Origin of the sequence: Ideonella flava, from assembly GCF_051857595.1 — a bacterium.
Taxonomy (GTDB): domain Bacteria; phylum Pseudomonadota; class Gammaproteobacteria; order Burkholderiales; family Burkholderiaceae_C; genus Ideonella.
In genome coordinates this window covers 52,345-69,681 of the sequence record NZ_JBPZHD010000007.1, presented here as the reverse complement: position 1 = coordinate 69,681, position 17,337 = coordinate 52,345, and the positions used below count along the sequence as shown (strand labels likewise).

The 17,337-nt window shown below is 68.9% G+C and carries 14 protein-coding genes and 1 tRNA gene; 7 read left to right on the top strand and 8 right to left on the bottom strand.

The features are described 5' to 3' along the window. Nucleotides 1–145 precede the first annotated feature (145 nt). The 7 genes from ACS5PM_RS16185 to ACS5PM_RS16155 all read right to left on the bottom strand — a co-directional run bounded on the left by ACS5PM_RS16185 (nucleotide 146) and on the right by ACS5PM_RS16155 (nucleotide 9,915). Nucleotides 146–1,339 carry a ribonucleotide-diphosphate reductase subunit beta gene (locus ACS5PM_RS16185; RefSeq protein ID WP_439388690.1) on the bottom strand — a complete coding sequence of 398 codons (1,194 nt, stop codon included), beginning with the start codon at nucleotides 1,337–1,339 and terminating at the stop codon, nucleotides 146–148. A 178-nt stretch (nucleotides 1,340–1,517) separates the two neighbouring features. Next, the gene (locus ACS5PM_RS16180) at nucleotides 1,518–4,460 is read right to left on the bottom strand and encodes a ribonucleoside-diphosphate reductase subunit alpha (protein WP_439388689.1); all 2,943 of its coding nucleotides are present in this window, start codon (nucleotides 4,458–4,460) and stop codon (nucleotides 1,518–1,520) included. A 434-nt stretch (nucleotides 4,461–4,894) separates the two neighbouring features. Then, nucleotides 4,895–5,455 (bottom strand): 1,6-anhydro-N-acetylmuramyl-L-alanine amidase AmpD, encoded by a 561-nt coding sequence (ampD, locus tag ACS5PM_RS16175; protein WP_439388688.1) that lies wholly within the window; start codon nucleotides 5,453–5,455, stop codon nucleotides 4,895–4,897. Further along, on the bottom strand, nucleotides 5,456–6,931 hold the full coding sequence (locus ACS5PM_RS16170; protein ID WP_439388687.1) for a sigma-54-dependent transcriptional regulator: 1,476 nt from the start codon (nucleotides 6,929–6,931) through the stop codon (nucleotides 5,456–5,458). A 29-nt stretch (nucleotides 6,932–6,960) separates the two neighbouring features. Next, entirely contained in the window at nucleotides 6,961–8,850 is a 1,890-nt protein-coding gene (locus ACS5PM_RS16165; RefSeq protein ID WP_439388686.1) for a sensor histidine kinase, read from the bottom strand. Nucleotides 8,851–8,857: 7 nt separating this feature from the next. Then, a complete protein-coding gene (locus tag ACS5PM_RS16160; protein WP_439388685.1) occupies nucleotides 8,858–9,109 on the bottom strand; it encodes a PP0621 family protein in 252 nt (83 codons plus the stop codon). Then, nucleotides 9,106–9,915: a cytochrome C assembly family protein gene (locus ACS5PM_RS16155; RefSeq protein WP_439388684.1), complete on the bottom strand. Its 810-nt coding sequence runs from the start codon at nucleotides 9,913–9,915 to the stop codon at nucleotides 9,106–9,108. The genes ACS5PM_RS16160 and ACS5PM_RS16155 overlap by 4 nt, the downstream gene beginning before the upstream one ends. A gap of 71 nt (nucleotides 9,916–9,986) precedes the next feature. On the opposite strand from ACS5PM_RS16155, the gene ffh reads away from it, so the two are divergent. Continuing rightward, on the top strand, nucleotides 9,987–11,378 hold the full coding sequence (ffh, locus tag ACS5PM_RS16150; RefSeq protein ID WP_439388683.1) for a signal recognition particle protein: 1,392 nt from the start codon (nucleotides 9,987–9,989) through the stop codon (nucleotides 11,376–11,378). Nucleotides 11,379–11,418: 40 nt separating this feature from the next. Further along, nucleotides 11,419–12,120: a DUF2726 domain-containing protein gene (locus ACS5PM_RS16145; RefSeq protein ID WP_439388682.1), complete on the top strand. Its 702-nt coding sequence runs from the start codon at nucleotides 11,419–11,421 to the stop codon at nucleotides 12,118–12,120. Nucleotides 12,121–12,241: 121 nt separating this feature from the next. On the opposite strand, the gene ftsY is transcribed toward ACS5PM_RS16145, so the two are convergent. Further along, the gene (gene ftsY, locus ACS5PM_RS16140; RefSeq protein WP_439388681.1) at nucleotides 12,242–13,432 is read right to left on the bottom strand and encodes a signal recognition particle-docking protein FtsY; all 1,191 of its coding nucleotides are present in this window, start codon (nucleotides 13,430–13,432) and stop codon (nucleotides 12,242–12,244) included. A 48-nt stretch (nucleotides 13,433–13,480) separates the two neighbouring features. Here ftsY and ACS5PM_RS16135 point away from each other — a divergent pair. From ACS5PM_RS16135 to soxY, 5 genes are all read left to right on the top strand, one after another. Continuing rightward, nucleotides 13,481–13,557 (top strand) — tRNA-Met (locus ACS5PM_RS16135). 188 nt (nucleotides 13,558–13,745) lie between these two features. After that, nucleotides 13,746–14,162 (top strand): DsrE family protein, encoded by a 417-nt coding sequence (locus tag ACS5PM_RS16130; RefSeq protein ID WP_439388680.1) that lies wholly within the window; start codon nucleotides 13,746–13,748, stop codon nucleotides 14,160–14,162. A 95-nt stretch (nucleotides 14,163–14,257) separates the two neighbouring features. Further along, nucleotides 14,258–15,664: a sulfite dehydrogenase gene (soxC, locus tag ACS5PM_RS16125; RefSeq protein WP_439388679.1), complete on the top strand. Its 1,407-nt coding sequence runs from the start codon at nucleotides 14,258–14,260 to the stop codon at nucleotides 15,662–15,664. Beyond that, nucleotides 15,648–16,712, top strand: a complete 1,065-nt coding sequence (locus ACS5PM_RS16120; protein WP_439388678.1) for a c-type cytochrome — start codon at nucleotides 15,648–15,650, stop codon at nucleotides 16,710–16,712. The genes soxC and ACS5PM_RS16120 overlap by 17 nt, the downstream gene beginning before the upstream one ends. Nucleotides 16,713–16,797: 85 nt before the next feature. Next, nucleotides 16,798–17,256, top strand: coding sequence for a thiosulfate oxidation carrier protein SoxY (gene soxY, locus ACS5PM_RS16115; protein ID WP_439388677.1), 459 nt, complete (start codon nucleotides 16,798–16,800; stop codon nucleotides 17,254–17,256). Nucleotides 17,257–17,337 lie beyond the last annotated feature (81 nt).

Here is a 17,337-nt window from a genome sequence, read left to right as displayed (position 1 = left end):
AAGGCCGTTTCAGGCTGCCCCAGTCGGTGAATGGGGTCCCGGACAGCCGCTTCGCTTCATGGTGGCGAAGCTGGCTGGCCGGAGGGTCTTGATCTCTCACGTGGCCGGGATGAAGGCCGCGGCGCTCATCGGCGCCGAAGTCCGTTCAATCCCAGCTCAATGCGCCACCGGATTGGTACTCGATGACGCGGGTTTCGAAAAAGTTTCGCTCCTTCTTCAGGTCGATCATTTCGCTCATCCAGGGGAACGGGTTCTCCTCGTTCGGGAAGAGCGGCTCCAGGCCGATCTGCGTGGCGCGCCGGTTGGCTATGTAGCGCAGGTAGCCCTTGAACATCGATGCATTCAGGCCCAGCACGCCGCGCGGCATGGTGTCTTCGGCGTAGCGGTACTCGAGCTCGACGGCCTTGACGAACAGGCCCTTGATCTCGGCCTTGAACTCGGCCGTCCACAGCTGCGGGTTCTCGAGCTTGATCTGGTTGATCAGGTCGATGCCGAAGTTGCAGTGCATCGACTCGTCGCGCAGGATGTACTGGTACTGCTCGGCCGCGCCGGTCATCTTGTTCTGCCGGCCGAGCGCGAGGATCTGCGTGAAGCCGACGTAGAAGAACAGGCCCTCCATCAGGCAGGCGAAGACGATCAGGCTCTTGAGCAGCGTCTGGTCGGTCTCGGGCGTGCCGGTCTTGAAGTGCGGGTCCATGATCGCGTCGATGAACGGGATCAGGAACTCGTCCTTGTCGCGGATCGACGCAACCTCGTGGTAGGCGTTGAAGATCTCCGACTCGTCCAGGCCCAGCGACTCGACGATGTACTGGTAGGCGTGGGTGTGGATCGCTTCCTCGAAAGCCTGGCGCAGCAGGAACTGGCGGGCTTCGGGCGCGGTCACGTGCCGGTAGGTGCCGAGCACGATGTTGTTGGCGGCGAGCGAATCGGCGGTCACGAAGAAGCCGAGGTTGCGCTTGATGATGCGGCGCTCGTCTTCGCTCAAGCCGTTGGGATCCTTCCAGGTCGCGATGTCACGCGACATGTTGACCTCTTGCGGCATCCAGTGGTTCGCGCACGTCGCGAGGTACTTCTCCCAGGCCCACTTGTACTTGAACGGCACCAGCTGGTTCACGTCGGTCTGGCCGTTGATGATGCGCTTGTCGGCGACGTTCACACGACGCGCGTGGGGCGCTACAACGGAGCTGGCCGCGACCGGTGCGACGGGCCGCACCGATGCAGAGACTTGAAGAGGCGAAGGGGTCACCGCCTGCACGTCGCGAGACTCGCGTTGGGGCTCGGGCGTGTGGCGTGAAGCAGGATTCGGCGGGGTACGAAGGTCGTCTTCCCAGACCAGCATGTGCGTGTTTCCTATGGGTCGCGATTATGGGAGTGTTGTGTTGAAACACCAAGCACTTCTTGACATCGGAGCGTCATCGTTGTTGCACGCGTGCATCGACTTTGCACGCATCACAACGAAGGCATTCATCGCATCGACGGACGACGTGTCCATCGAGCGATGAGTGCATCCGATCAACTCACTGACAGGCCTCGCAAGTCGGGTCGTCGACACCGCAGAACTTGATGTCGGTGGCCGGCTGCGCAGCGAGCATGGCCTGCGCTTGCGCGGCCGCTGCATCGAGCGCCGACATGCCGCCGCCGAGGCCACCGCCGCTCGGCACCGAGTTCAACTGGCCTGCGGAAACCGTCGACTTCTCGGCATGCGTGGCGCCCACCGTGCGCAGGTAGTAGGTGGTCTTCAAGCCACGCACCCACGCGAGCTTGTAGGTGTCGTCGAGCTTCTTGCCCGAGGCGCCGGCGATGTAGATGTTGAGCGACTGCGCCTGGTCGATCCACTTCTGGCGGCGGGCCGCGGCCTCGACCAGCCACTGCGTCTCGACCTCGAACGCGGTGGCGTACAGGGCCTTGAGTTCCTCGGGCACGCGGTCGATCCGGCGCAGCGAACCGTCGTAGTGCTTGAGGTCCATCACCATCACGCTGTCCCACAGGCCGAGCTTCTTCAGGTCGCGCACCAGGTACTCGTTGACGACCGTGAACTCGCCGGACAGGTTGGACTTGACCGACAGGTTGCCGAAGCACGGCTCGATCGAGGCGTCGACGCCGATGATGTTGGAGATCGTCGCCGTCGGCGCGATGGCCACGCAGTTGCTGTTGCGCATGCCGTGGCTGGCGATGCGCTGGCGCAGGGCATTCCAGTCCATGCTCATGCTGCGGTCGACGTCCACGTAGCCGCCGCGCTGCTCGGCCAGGAGGTCCAGCGAATCCAGCGGCAGGATGCCGCGATCCCACAGGGAGCCGCGATAGGTCGAGTAGCGCCCACGTTCGGCCGCCAGGTCGGTCGACGCCCAGTAGGCGTAGTAGCAGAGCGCTTCCATCGAGCGGTCGGCGAACTCGACCGCCTCGGGGCTGGCGTAGGGCAGGCGCAGCTGGTACAGCGCGTCCTGGAAGCCCATGACGCCCAGGCCCACCGGGCGGTGGCGCAGGTTGGAGTCACGCGCCTTCTTGACCGCGTAGTAGTTGATGTCGATGACGTTGTCGAGCATGCGCATCGCCGTCGACACGGTCTTCTTCAGCTTGTCGTGGTCAATGACCTTCGAGGCGACGCCTGCGGCGTCGCGTGGGCCGTCCATCAGGTGCTGGGCCAGGTTGACCGAGCCCAGGTTGCACACGGCGATCTCGTCGGGGCCGGTGTTCAGGGTGATCTCGGTGCACAGGTTGGACGAGTGCACCACGCCGACGTGCTGCTGCGGCGAGCGGACGTTGCAGGCGTCCTTGAAGGTGATCCAGGGATGGCCGGTCTCGAACAGCATCGAGAGCATCTTGCGCCACAGGTCCCGGGCGGGCATGCGCTTGAACAGCTTGATCTCGCCGCGGTCGACCTTGGCCTCGTAGGCTGCATAGGCCTGCTCGAACTGGGCGCCGATCTTGTCGTGCAGGTCGGGGCAGGTGGAAGGGCTGAACAGGGTCCAGTCGCTGCCTTCCATCACCCGCTTCATGAACAGGTCCGGAATCCAGTTCGCGGTGTTCATGTCGTGGGTGCGGCGGCGATCGTCGCCGGTGTTCTTGCGCAGCTCGAGGAACTCCTCGATGTCCAGGTGCCACGTTTCCAGATAGGCGCAGACGGCGCCCTTGCGCTTGCCGCCCTGGTTGACGGCGACCGCCGTGTCGTTGACGACCTTGAGGAAGGGCACGACGCCTTGCGACTTGCCGTTGGTGCCTTTGATATAGGAGCCTAGCGCGCGGACGTTGGTCCAGTCGTTGCCGAGGCCGCCGGCGAACTTGGACAGCAGCGCGTTCTCCTTCAGGGCCTCGTAGATGCCGTCCAGGTCGTCCGCCACCGTGGTCAGGTAGCACGACGACAGCTGCGATCGGCGGGTGCCGGCGTTGAACAGCGTCGGCGTCGAGGACATGAAGTCGAAGGTCGACAGCACGTTGTAGAACTCGATCGCGCGGGTCTCGCGGTCGATCTCGTTGAGTGCCAGGCCCATCGCGACGCGCATGAAGAAGGCCTGCGGCATCTCGATGCGGGTCTCGTCGATGTGCAGGAAGTAGCGGTCGTACAGCGTCTGCAGGCCGAGGTAGTCGAACTGCAGGTCGCGGTCGGCATTCAGCGCGGCGCCGAGCTTGGCCAGGTCGAACTGCATAAGCCTTTCGTCCAGCAGCTCGGCCTCGACCCCCTTCTTGATGTACCTGGGGAAGTACTCGGCGTACTTCTCGACCATCTCGCCTTGCATCACCTCGCCGCCGATGATCTCGCGACGGATCGTGTGCAGCAGCAGGCGCGCGGTGGCGCGGGTGTAGGCCGGGTCCCGCTCGATCAGCGTGCGCGCGGCCAGGATGGCCGCCTTGTAGACCTCGTCGATGGGCACGCCGTCGTAAAGGTTGCGGCGGGTCTCGGCCAGGATGGGATCGGGCCGGACGTCATCTCCAAGGCCGGCGCAAGCCGACTCGACCAGGGCCTGCAGCCGGCCTTCGTCCAGGGCCACGCGCTGGCCGCCATCGACCACGTACAGCACGTGGGCCGGCTCGGCCGCCGGCGCCTGGCTCGCGTGCTTGGCGCGCTCCTGTGAGCGGCGCTCGCGGTACAGCACGTAGGCGCGTGCGACCTCGTGGTGGCTGCCGCGCATGAGGCCGAGCTCGACCTGGTCCTGCACGTCCTCGATGTGGAAGGTGCCGCCGCCCGGCCGCGAGCGCAGCAGCGCGCGCACCACCGTCTCGGTCAGCGCATCCACCGTGTCGCGCACGCTCGCCGAGGCCGCGCCCTGGGTGCCATGCACCGCCAGGAAGGCCTTCATCAGCGCGACGGCGATCTTGTTGGGCTCGAACGAGACCACGGCGCCGTTGCGGCGAATGATCTGGTAGCCCTGGTAGGCACTGGGAGACTGGCCCGTGGGCACGGCGGCGTGCGACGGCCGCGCCGCGACGGCGCTGTCGATGATGCTGGGTGCAGCGGCTTGCATGGAGATCCCCTCTTATGAATGACTGCTGTTCGCAGAGAAAACGTTGTTGGCCCCCCTGGCGCCAGGCCCGGCCCGAACCCTGACCGGCCGGCAACGGCGATGCGCAGCTCGTGCCTGGAACCGCTGCAGCCTTCAGGCTGGCGGCTCGCACGACACGAGCTTCATCGTCGTCGGAGCTTGCGGTCCCGAAGCTTCGGGACCAGGGTCGGGGCCGATGCCTGCGCCGGCTGCGCTGCGGGCCTGCGAGAGGCCAGGGTGGCGCCGGTGACGTTGGACATGAGCGTTCTGGAGTGCCTGAAGGTTAGCACGAAAGAACACTATATCTAGGGCCACACGTGGCCACAAGCACTACCCGTAGCGTGACTAACCCCGCTTGACGAATGCCGGGATTTGCTCTCCGCGAGGCTTGGCGCGGCCTGGCGGGCGATCCGCCATCAGGCGGCGAAGCGCTCGGCCCTCCAGCGCAGCCGGCTGCGCAGCCCGGCCCAATCGAACCCTGGCCCCGGATCGCGCTTGCGGCCTTCGGCCACGTGCTCGTGCCCAGCGACATCGAAGGCGCCATGGCGGGCCTGCAAGGAGCGCAACAGCGCAGCGAGACGTTCGTATTGCACCGCCTCGAAGCGTTCGCCCTCCAGCCCTTCGAGCTCGATGCCTATGGAGAAGTCATTGCAGTTATCGCGGCCGCGCCAGTGCGACACACCGGCATGCCAGGCCCGCTCGTCGCAGGACACGAACTGCAGCAGTTCGCCATCGCGGCGCAGGAAGAAGTGAGCCGAGACCTTCAGCCCGCGAAGACCGGCGTAGTACGGATGGGCGTCCGCATCGAGCCGGTTGGTGAACAGGCGCTGCACCGCATCGCCTCCGTATTCTCCCGGCGGGAGACTGATCGAATGCAGGACGACGAGCGACACCTTCATGCCGGCCGGGCGCGGGCCGAAGTTGGGCGAGGGAACGGATCGGGCGAGCGCCGTCCAGCCGCCGCGCCACGCGCTCATTCAGACGCCGCCGGACTCGGCATCACCCGCCTCGCCGCCTTCGGTGATGCCCAGCCGCGCCATGCGATAGCGCATCTGTCGCAGCGACAGGCCCAGGCTCGAACCGGCCGCCGTCCGGTTGAAGCCGTGCAACTCCAGGGCGCGAACGAGGATCGCTCGCTCGACGTCGTCGAGGTGCCGCGCCAGGTCGCGCGGCAGCGGCGTATCCCCGGCGGGGGCGCCGGCATCCCGCGTCACCAGCGGCGCTTCGGACAAGATTCCTGCCTCGGTATCGCCGGCCTGGCTGTCCTGCAGCATCGCGGCCGGCAGCCCCAGGTCCTGCTCGTCTATCAGGTCCGCGGGCGAGAGGGCGACCGCGCGGTGCAGCAGGTTCTCCAGCTCGCGCACATTGCCGGGGAAGGCGTAGCGGCCCAGTCGCTCCACCGCGGCCGCGCTCAGGCGCGGGGCCGGGCTCACGCCGGCATCGCGGGCGATGCGCTCGAGCAGCGCGCTGCTGATCGGGCCGATGTCGTCGCGCCGGTCGCGAAGCGGCGGCATGCCGATGCGGATCACGTTCAGACGGTAGAACAGATCCTGGCGGAACCGGCCCGCGGCCACCTCGACCGCCAGATCCTTGTGCGTTGCACTGACGATGCGCACGTTCAGCGGCACTTCGGCCACGGCTCCGATGGGTCGCACCGCGCGCTCCTGCACCACCCGCAGCAGCTTGCTCTGCATCGCCAGCGGCAGGTCGCCGATCTCGTCGAGGAAGAGCGTGCCGCCGTTCGCGGCCTGGAAGAATCCGGCGCGGTCTTCGGTCGCGCCGGTGAAGGAGCCCTTGCGGTAGCCGAAGAACTCGGCCTCGAGCAGGTTCTCCGGAATCGCCCCGCAGTTGACGGCGATGAAAGGCTGGCCGGCGCGGGCGCTGACTTCGTGGATGGCGCGCGCGACCAGCTCCTTGCCGGTGCCCGACTCGCCTTCCACCAGGGCGGGGGCCATGCTCCTGGCCACCTTTTCGACAAGCTCGCGGACCTCCCTCATGGCCTGCGAGCCGCCGACCAGGCGGGCCAGCGGAGCGCTGGGCGCCGCCACGCCGGGCCGGGGCGCGGCAACCGGCGCCGCACGGCCCATCGCGCCCGCCACGACGGCCCGGAACTGCCGCAGGTCCACCGGCTTGGTGAGGTAGTCGAAGGCGCCGGCCTTGAGCGCCTCGACCGCGTTCTCGGCCGAGCCGTAGGCCGTGATGACGATGACCTTTTCCGGCCGGTGTGCCTGCTGCAGCCGGTGCATGAGGTCCAGGCCCGAACCGTCCGGCAGGCGCATGTCGGTGATGACGAGGCGGAACACCCGCTCCTGCAGGCGGGCCCAGGCGTCTGCCACGGTTGCCGCCGTCTCCACCTCGTGGCCTTCGCGCAGCAGCGTCAGCTCGTACAGCGTCAGCAGGTCCGGCTCGTCATCGACGACCAGCACGCCACCGGCGGTGAAGGATTCGTTCACGGGCTCGCTTCCTGGTGGTCGATGCTCATTCACAGGTGCAGTCGTCCTTCACCGGTCACCTCGTCATGCCGCATGACGACCTGGAACACATTGGGATGCCGCTCGTCGGCACGCCGCAGGTAGTCGATGCTGGCGCCATGGCGCTCGCACAGCTCACGGCAAATATAGAGCCCCAGGCCGGTGCCGCGGCTGCGGCTGGAGTGGAAAGGTTCGAACAGATGGGCTTCGACCTCGGGCGGGATGGGCTCGCCATCGCTGGCCACCGCCAGGCGCGCGTACGGGCCGTCGAGCGGCTCGAGCAAGACCAGCACCGCGCCGGCCTTCTCGCTGCAGTGACGCACGGCGTTCTCCAGCAGGTTGACCAGCACGCGGCGCAGGTGGTCCGGATCGAACACCGCGCCGAGCGGCTCCTTGGGCAGCAGCACGCGCAGGCGGCTGTCGCTGCCCAGCGCCAGACCCACGGTGCGAGCCCACTCGGCGCAGATGGCGGCCACTTCGGCCGTCGCATCGATGGTGCGCGAGGGCGAAGTGCTGCCCGGCGCCGCTTCCATCACATCCTCTACGATGCGGCGCAGTCGCTCGACGTTGTCGGCCACGATGCGCACCAGGCGCTGCTGGTCGGGACGAAGCAGGTCCTCCTGCAGCAGCGCATTGGCCTGAGATACGGCAGCCAGCGGATTGCGGATTTCGTGCGCGATGCCGGCCGAGATGCGGCCCATGGCGACCAGTCTTTCCTCGCGCTGGCGCGCCAGCACGGTGCGCAGCTCCTCCATGAACAGCACCGCCAGGAATTCCTCGTCGACGTGCCGGTCGTCCGGGCCGCCCGGCCGGACGCCCAGCCGAGCGCCGCGCGTGAAGCGGGCACGCACGCGAACCGAGCGCGGGGTCTCGCCGGCATACGCCATGGTGAGGTCGAGCCCGGCGGCCGGCCACTGGCCCGATTCGTAGGCCTTGGCGACCGCGTCCTGCAAGGCCGTCCAGCCGACCTGGCTCGACAGCGAGAAGGGCGCGGGCGGGCAGGCGCCACGCTCCGACAGCAAACCTCGCGCAGCGGGGTTGGCGGCCCGAACCCGGCCGCGCCTGTCGACCACCAGCACGCCATCGCTCATCTCGTCGATCACGAGGCGGTTCAGCTCGGCCTGCTGCCGCGCCAGCTCCAGGCTGCCGCGGGCTGTGCGCTCCTCGCGGGCCAGCCGGCTGGCCATCTGGCCGGAGACCAGCACCGTCACGAACAGCCCGGCGCCGGCCAGGCCGGCCTGCGAAAGCAGCGCGGTGAACTCGCCCGCGACGAGAGCTCGCTCCCAGGCGCTGGCCATCAGCAGCAGGCTGGCCACGGCCGCCGTGGCGAGTGCCGTCACGCGAGCGCTCAGCACCCCCGCCATCAGCACCGGCAGCACCAGCAGCGCCGCGTGGTTCAGCGTTGCGTTCGGCTCCAGCCAGTGCATCGCGCCGAAGGCCGCGACGTCGACACCGACCGTGGTCCACCACCGCCAGCGCCTGCGGCCGGGACTTGCCGGACCCGTGTCCCCGGCGGTCCACAAGCGCAGGATGACGGCCTGCAGCGCGTACACGGCGCACAGCACGAATTGCCACGACGGGCCGCGGCCGCCGAACAGGTCGATCGCCAGCTGGGCCAGCACCAGCGCCATCCCCAGCCCGGCGCGCGCGGTGAGGTAGGTCCGGTAGACGCGGCGGTGCGCGCTGTCGTCGGCGTTCACCAGGCGCCGGGCCTGGCGCGAGAGAAAGCGGGAATCGTCGCCTCCGGTGGCCGGACCTTCCGCCCAGCGCGGATCCAGGGTGGAGGCATCCTCGAGGGCCGAGGGTTCGCCGAAGCCGAGCGCGTCGAGCCAGGACTCGCCGGCGCCGGATGGGGAAGTCGAGGTGCCGGTATTTCGCTGAAGGGGGCGGGCACTGCTCATGGCGGCCTCAACTGCGGCCGTTGGAGCCGGGGCCCAGGCGCCGGTGCTCGACGCTGCAGTAGTGCCGCCCGCCCTCGCCCTCGAGCGCATCGGGCTGCGGCAGGTGCAGGCCGCAATGTGCGCAGGACACCATGGGCTGCGGGCCCGGCGTGCGCCGCCGCGTCGCGCCGTTCTGCGAAGCGCCGCCGCCCCGGCCCTTGCCGAACCAGAACATCAGGACCACCACGACGATGGCGATCGTCAACAACAACTTGATCATGCGGGGGGACGCTGCAGCACGACCTCGTAGACGAAGCGCGTGCCGACATAGGCGAGCAGAAGCAGCAGGGAGCCGGCGTAGAGCCAGCGGGTGGCCTGGCGGCCGCGCCAACCCCGCCACAGGCGGCCGATGATCAGTGCGGCGAAGGTGGCCCAGCCGAGCACGGACAGCACGCTCTTGCGGTCCCAGTGCCACTGCGTCTCGGATTGCAGGCCGAGCCACAGCGCCAATGTCAGCACCACGAAGCCGGCCTCGACGAAACGGAAGGTCAGGCGCTCGAGCTTGAGCAGGGGCAGGCCGGCGCCGACGGTGCCCGAGCCGGTGCCCGGGCCCCTGTGGCGCAGCCGGTTCTCGGCGGTGTCCAGCAGGATCGCGTGCAGCACGGCCGCGCCGAACAGCCCGTACGACGTGAGTCCCAGCACCCAGTGCATCGGCGCCCAGCGGGAATGGGCGATGGCACGGACTTCGCCTGGAAAGAACCAGCCGAGCAGGACGGCCAGCGCGCCAGCCAGCGCCAGCGCACGGCGAGGGCCGGCCAGCGGCAGGAAGCGGCTCTCGACACCATGGACCGCCAGCACCAGCCACACGGTGAGCGACAGCACTGGGGCGAATCCGAGGCGCAGCCCCTGGCCCTCGCCCGCCCACACGCCGGCGCCGGCCAGCAGCACGATGGCATGCAGGACCCAGGCCGCGAAGAGCAGTTGCACGGGCCAACGGCGATCCGGTGCCGCCGGCATCAGCGCGCCCAGGTAGGCCAGCACGGCCGCCACGGCAAAGAGCACCGTGGGGTCAGCGGATAAAATCATGGCCACAGTTTACTGGCGCGTGCAGTCCGTCACCGTGGCCCTTCGGCCTGGCCGGTGCCACGCGCAACCCCATGGCATCCACCCTTACCGAACGCCTGTCCCGGCTGGTCAAGACCATGCGCGGCCAGGCCCGCATCACCGAGACCAACGTGCAGGACATGCTGCGCGAGGTCCGCATGGCCCTGCTCGAGGCCGACGTCGCCCTGCCCGTCGTGCGCGACTTCGTCGCCCGCGTCAAGGACAAGGCCCTGGGCCAGGAGGTGGTGGGCTCGCTCAACCCCGGGCAGGTGCTGGTCTCCATCGTCCACAAGGAACTCGCCGCGACCATGGGCGAGGGCGTGGCCGACATCGACCTGGCGACCCAGCCGCCCGCCGTCATCCTGATGGCCGGCCTGCAGGGCGCGGGCAAGACCACCACCACGGCCAAGCTGGCCAAGCACCTGATCGAGAAGCGCCGCAAGAAGGTGCTCACGGTCTCGGCCGACGTCTACCGGCCGGCGGCCATCGAGCAGCTGAAGACGGTCACCAAGCAGGCCGGCGCCGAGTGGTTCGCCTCCACGCCCGACCAGAAGCCGCGAGACATCGCCCTGGCCGCGCTCGACTACGCAAAGAAGCACTACATCGACGTGCTGCTGGTCGACACCGCCGGCCGGCTGGCGATCGACGAGGCGCTGATGGCCGAGATCCGCGACCTGCACGCCGCCTTGCAGCCGGTCGAGACGCTGTTCGTGGTCGATGCGATGCAGGGCCAGGACGCGATCAACACCGCCAAGGCTTTCAAGGAGGCGCTGCCGCTGACCGGCATCGTGCTGACCAAGCTCGACGGCGACTCGCGCGGCGGCGCCGCCATGTCGGTCCGGCAGATCACCGGCGCGCCGATCAAGTTCGCCGGCGTGTCCGAGAAGATCGACGGCCTGGAGGTCTTCGACGCCGATCGCCATGCGGGCCGCGTGCTCGGCATGGGCGACATCGTCGCCCTGGTCGAGGAGGTGCAGAAGGGCGTCGACCTCGATGCCGCGAAGAAGCTGGCCGACAAGGTCAAGTCGGGCGACGGCTTCGACCTGAACGACTTCCTGTCCCAGGTCTCGCAGATGAAGAAGATGGGCGGCCTGGGCTCGCTGATGGAGAAGCTGCCGACCCAGCTCGCCGCCAAGGCCGGCCAGGCCGACATGGACCGCGCAGAGCGAGACATGCGGCGCATGGAGGGCATGCTCAACGCCATGACCGCCAAGGAGCGCCGCCAGCCCTCGCTGCTGCTGGAAGGCAAGTCCAAGGCCAGCCGCAAGCGCCGCATTGCGCAAGGCGCGGGCGTGCAGATCCAGGACGTCAACCGCATGCTCAACCAGTTTGAGCAGATGCAGGGCATGATGAAGAAGATGAAGGGCGGCGGCCTGATGAAGATGATGAAGCGCCTGGGCGGCATGAAGGGCATGGGCGGCATGGGCGGGCCGGGCCTGCGCTGAGTTCGCCGGGCCACCCCACCACTTCTGCGAGGAGGGTCCCATGGAGACAGTGATGATCTGGGCCCTGCTGGCGCTGCTGGCGATCGGCGCGCCGGCGCTGATGTGGTGGAAGGGCAAGCGCCTGCACGGCCAGCGCGGCCCGGCGCCGCGGGTGAGCGAGGCGCGCGACACCGTGGCCGACTGGCCACCGACCTTGACCCGGGTGCTCAGTTCCACCGAGCGCCAGGCCTACGAGACCTTGTGCAAGGCGTTGCCCAACCACATGGTGCTCGCGCAGGTGCCGCTGGCTCGTTTCATCCGCGTGCCCACGCGCTACTCCTACGGCGAATGGCTGTCGCGGGTGGGGCAGCTGAGCGCCGACATGGTCGTCTGCGACCGCAACTCGGAAGTGCTGGCGGTGGTCGAGATCCGCCCGACCCAGGAGAGCGAGAGAAGCCGCCAGCGCCACCAGCGCATGACGCGCGTGCTCAAGGCGGCCGGCGTGCGGGTGCTGGTGTGGGCGGAGGGGGAGCTGCCGACGCCGCAGTCGGTGCGCGAGACGCTGCTGCCCCGCGAAGTCGCCGCCGAACGCGCGGCGCTGGCCCGGGCGCCGGCGGGCGGCGGCCCGCTGACCACCATCCCCACCGCCGAGGTGCGGGAGGGCGAAGGCCAGATCGACGATGCCTCCCGCGAGCCGCCGCCCACGACGTGGTACAGCGATCTCGACGGGCCGCCAGCCGCGAAGAAACCGCCGCGGAGTTGAGGCGCCCTTCGGCTGCGGAGCGAAGGTTTCGCAGGGCTTGCCTGGGCAGGCCGCTTCGAATCGGCCCGCTCCAGTCTTACGCCGCGACCGACGACCGGCCGCGCGGCGCAAGCCCGACGCGTCAGCCGAGCAGCGCCTGCGCGAACTCGCGGGCGTCGAAGGTCTCGAGGTCCTCGAGCTTCTCGCCCACGCCGACGAAGTAGACCGGCACCGGCCGCTCGCGCGCAATGGCGGCGAGCACGCCGCCCTTGGCCGTGCCGTCGAGCTTGGTGACGATGAGGCCGGTGAGCTTGAGCGCGTCGTCGAAGGCGCGGACCTGCGCCAGGGCGTTCTGGCCGGTGTTGCCGTCCACGACCAGCAGCACCTCATGGGGTGCACTGGACTCGGCCTTGGCGATGGTGCGGCGGATCTTCTTCAGCTCCTCCATCAGGTGCAGCTGGGTGGGCAGGCGCCCGGCCGTGTCGGCGATGACCACGTCGACGCCGCGCGACTTGCCGGCGACTACCGCGTCGTAGGTCACTGCCGCCGGATCGCCGCCCTCCTGGCTGACGATCTGCACCTGGTTGCGGTCGGCCCAGATGGCGAGCTGCTCCCGTGCAGCGGCGCGGAAGGTGTCGGCTGCGGCCAGCAGCACCTTCTGCTCGGCATCGGCGAGGTGCCGTGTGAGCTTGCCGATGCTGGTCGTCTTGCCGGCGCCGTTGACGCCGACCACCATCATCACGGTGGGCTGGTGCCGGCCGATCTCCAGCGGGCGCTCCAGCGGCGCGAGCAACTCGGCCAGGGCATCGGCCAGCAGCGCGCGGACCTCCTCCGGCCGCTCGGCCTTGCGCTCTTTGACGCGGCGGCGCAGATCGGCCAGCAGGTGCTCGGTCGCCTTGACGCCGGCGTCGGCCATCAACAGGGCGGATTCGAGCTCCTCGTAAAGCGCCTCGTCGATGCGCGTGCCGGTGAAGACCTGCGCGATGCTGGTGCCGGTCTTGGCCAGACCTTGCCGCAGGCGGCCGAACCAACCGGCGCGCTCGGCCGGCGGCGCAGGCGCAGGCGCAGGCGCAGGCGCCGGCTCGGGGACGGGCTCGGGCGTCGACGCGGCGACCTTGGCGGCGGGCGCAGGCGAAGGGGGGACAGGCGGGCGCACAGCCGCGGGCGGCGTGGGCACCGGTGCCGGCACAGGGGCCTGCGCCGGAGTTGCTGGCACCGCGACGTTGGCTGGCGCGGGCTCCGCCAATGCCGGCGTCGGAGCCATGGCGCCGCGAAGATCGGGGGCCGCAGGTGCCGGCGCAGGTACGGGCTTTTTCTTGAAGAAGCTGAACATGAAGGCTTGCTGGCGCCGGCCAGATCCGCTATATAATGGAAGGCTGTTGGCGCTTTAGCTCAGTCGGTTAGAGCGACGGAATCATAATCCGCAGGTCCGGGGTTCGAATCCCTGAAGCGCCACCAAGAGGTCTCAACGGGCTGCATCCTACGGTGCAGCCCGTTTTCGTTTTCCGGCAGGGCGATACCGCAAGCGTCCTGCCGCGGCCGCTCCGGCCTGGTTCAGCTCATCGAAACGCATGGCGAACACCGGTGCGCGGGTGCGCGGACCGAAGCGCACAATCGTCCTTCCCGCATTGCGCGAAGGAGGCACGATGTACACGCGTCGATGGCTGGCCGCCCTCCTGCTGCTCCTGGCTTCGGGCTGGGCGGTGGCACAGGACAAGGTCGTCTACCACGTCAGTGATTCGCAGGCGCAGGCCTTGCCCGCACTGCGCAACCTGCGCAACCACCTGGACGTCGACCCGACGGCGCAGATCACCGTCGTCACGCTGGGCGCCGGGGTGGATTTCCTCATGGAGGATGCGAAGGAAGAGAAGTCCGGCACCGCTTATGCGCCACTGGTGTCGGCGCTGCGAGGCCGCGGCGTGAAGTTCGAGGTCTGCGAGATCACGCTGAAGAACCGCGGCCTCAAGCGCGACCAGTTCATCCAGGAGGCCGACTTCACGCCTTCGGGCGTGGTGCGCCTGAGCAAGCTGCAAATCCAGGGCTACGCCTACATCCGGCCCTGAGCGGCCCGAGCCCGTACTTCCACCAGTGGCGGGCGGCCTGCACGGCTCTAATATTTCCATGTGCTTATATTGTGATGGGCACATGAGGAGGACGCGTGAGCTCGAGTGAGTCGCTGCCCGGGGCCAGCGCCGGAATCCCGGGCCGCCTGCGCAAGGCGCCGGAGCACTTCCTGGACGCGGCGGTCATCGGCGCCGTGCGCAGCGAGGCTGCCCAGGGCCGGCGCGACTTCATCCGCGGCGTCCTTTCGGCCGCTGTCGCCGGAGCCGCGGCCGCCACTTCCGCGCGCACGCAGGCACAGTCGAACCCAGCTCCCGCCGATGGGGGCGACCCCAACATCCTGAACCTGCCCGAGCACAGCGCCGGCCTGGGCCGGCCCGTCGCCTACGACGGCTACGGCAGGCCTTCGAAGTACGAAGCCAACGTGCAGCGCCGCCAGAGTCCCGGGCTGACCCAGACCGCGCAGGCCTCGGTGTCCTTTGCGCCGCTGCAGTCGCTGTTCGGCATCATCACGCCCAGCGGCCTGCACTTCGAGCGTCATCACCAGGGCTGGTGGGACATCGACCCGTCCAGGCACCGCCTGATGATCAACGGCTCCGACGCATCACTGTTGAAGACGCCCAAGGTGTTCACCATGGACGAGCTGATGCGGCTTCCGGCCGTGTCCCGCCTGCACTTCATCGAATGCGGCGCCAACACCGGGATGGAGTGGGGCAACGTGGCCGTGCCGACCGTGCAGTACACGCACGGCATGCTCAGTTGCAGCGAGTTCACCGGCGTGCCTCTGAAGCTGCTGCTAGAGCATTGCGGGGTCGATGCGAAGCGCGGCCGCTACCTGCTGGCCGAGGGCGCGGACGGCTCCTCCATGACCCGCACCATCCCGATGGAGCTGGTCGAGTCCGGCGAGGTGCTGGTGGCCTACGGCCAGAACGGCGAGATGCTGCGGCCCGAGAACGGCTACCCGCTGCGCCTGGTCGTGCCCGGCGTGCAGGGCGTGAGCTGGGTGAAGTACCTGCGGCGCATCGAGGTCGGCGACCAGCCCTACGGCACCAAGGACGAATCCATCCATTACATCGACCTGATGCCCGACGGCCTGCACCGCCAGTACAGCAGCACGCAGGAGTGCAAGAGCGTGGTCACCACGCCCTCCGGCGGGCAGGTGCTGCTGGACCAGGGCTTCTTCAGCATCTCCGGGCTCGCCTGGTCGGGCCGCGGCACGATCAAGGCGGTGGATGTTTCGGTCGACGGAGGCCGCCAATGGCGGCCTGCCCGGCTCGAATCGCCGATCATGAGCAAGTGCCTCACACGCTTTTCCATCGACTGGGTGTGGGACGGCAAGCCGGCCATCGTGCAAAGCCGCGCCACCGACGAGACCGGCTACGTGCAGCCCACCTATGCGCAGCTGCGCGCCGTGCGGGGGCGCCGCTCGATCTACCACAACAACGCCATCCAGAGCTGGCTGGTGCAGGAGAACGGAGAGGTGCGCAATGTCCAGCTCTCCTGAGACTCGCCGCACCCTGCGCATGGCGGTGCTGGGCCTCGCGCTGGTGACTCAGATCGCGCAGCCCGCCGCCGTGGCCCCGCCCTCGAGCTACCCCGGCATAGGCCGCCCGGCGACGGCCAAGGAACTCGCCGCCTGGGACATCGACGTGAGGCCTGACTTCAAGGGCCTGCCCCCGGGCAGCGGCTCCGTCGCCCAGGGCCAGGACATCTGGGAAGCGAAGTGCGCCTCCTGCCACGGCATCTTCGGCGAGTCCAACCAGGTGTTCAACCCGCTGGTGGGCGGCACCACCGCCGAGGACGTGAAGACCGGCCATGCGGCCCGCCTGATGGATCCGGCCTTCCCCGCCCGCACCACCTTGATGAAGCTGCCCACGGTCTCGACGCTGTGGGACTACATCCATCGCGCCATGCCGTGGAACGCGCCCAAGTCGCTCAAGGTCGACGAGGTCTATGCGGTCTCGGCCTTCCTGCTCAACCTGGGTGGCGTGGTGCCGGACGATTTCGTCCTGTCCGACCGCACCATGGCCGAAGCCCAATCCAGGCTGCCCAACCGGAACGGCATGACGACCGCGCACGCGCTGTGGCCGGGCCGCTCGCTGCCCGGCATCGCGACGCAGCCGGACGTCCGGGCCCCCGCCTGCATGCACGACTGCGCCACCGAGGCCAAGGTGTCGTCGCTGCTTCCCGATCACGCGCGCAATGCCCATGGCAACCTGGCCGACCAGACACGCGCCGTCGGTCCGCAACACGGTGTCGGCACGGGCGCGCCCGCCGCCGCGGATCGTGCCGACACGCCGCCAGCGGTGAGCTTGCTCCAGGGCCACGGCTGCGTCGCGTGCCACGCCATCGACAGCAAGCTCATCGGGCCGGCCTTCGTCGACGTCGCGGCCCGGCATGGCAGCCGCAGCGATGCGCTCGTCTACCTGAGCGAGAAGATCCGCACTGGCGGCTCCGGCAGCTGGGGGGCGATCCCGATGCCGCCTCAAAACCTTTCCGACGCCGACGCGCGGGCGATCGCGCAGTGGCTGGCCGACGGCGCCCGCAAATAGGCCCGCCCGTTCAGGGTTGGGCCGCTTGCCGGTACGCTGCCGGCCGTTTACACCTGAATCCGCATGAGTCAAGGAGTGCACGAGCATGCTGAAGCGACGTGAGATGCTGGCCCGCAGTGCCACGGTGGCCGGCCTGATGGCCTCGGCGGGCCTGTGGCCGGCGCTGGCGCGGGCCGACTGGAACCAGCCGGCCTTCGAGGCCAAGAGCGTGGCCGAAGCGATCAAGGCGATCGGCGGCTCGCCGCCCACCGAAAGCAAGGACGTCACCATCACCGGCCCCGACATCGCCGAGAACGGCGCCGTCGTGCCCATAGGCGCGGCCACCGCGCTGCCGGGGGTCAAGCGCGTGCTGATCCTGATCGAGAAGAACCCTTCGGTGCTCGCCGCGGCCTTCGACGTGAGCGACGCGGTGGAGGCCAACTTCTCGACGCGCGTGAAGATGGCCCAGTCGTCCAACGTCTACGCCGTGGCGATGATGGCCGACGGCAAGGTGCTGTTCGCGCAGAAGGAAATCAAGGTCACGCTCGGGGGCTGCGGCGGGTGAATGAAGCCCCCACGCCCCCTGCCGGGGGCTGCCCCCCGAGGGGGCTCGCGCAGCGGACCGGCTAATCCGAATCCGCGCCCG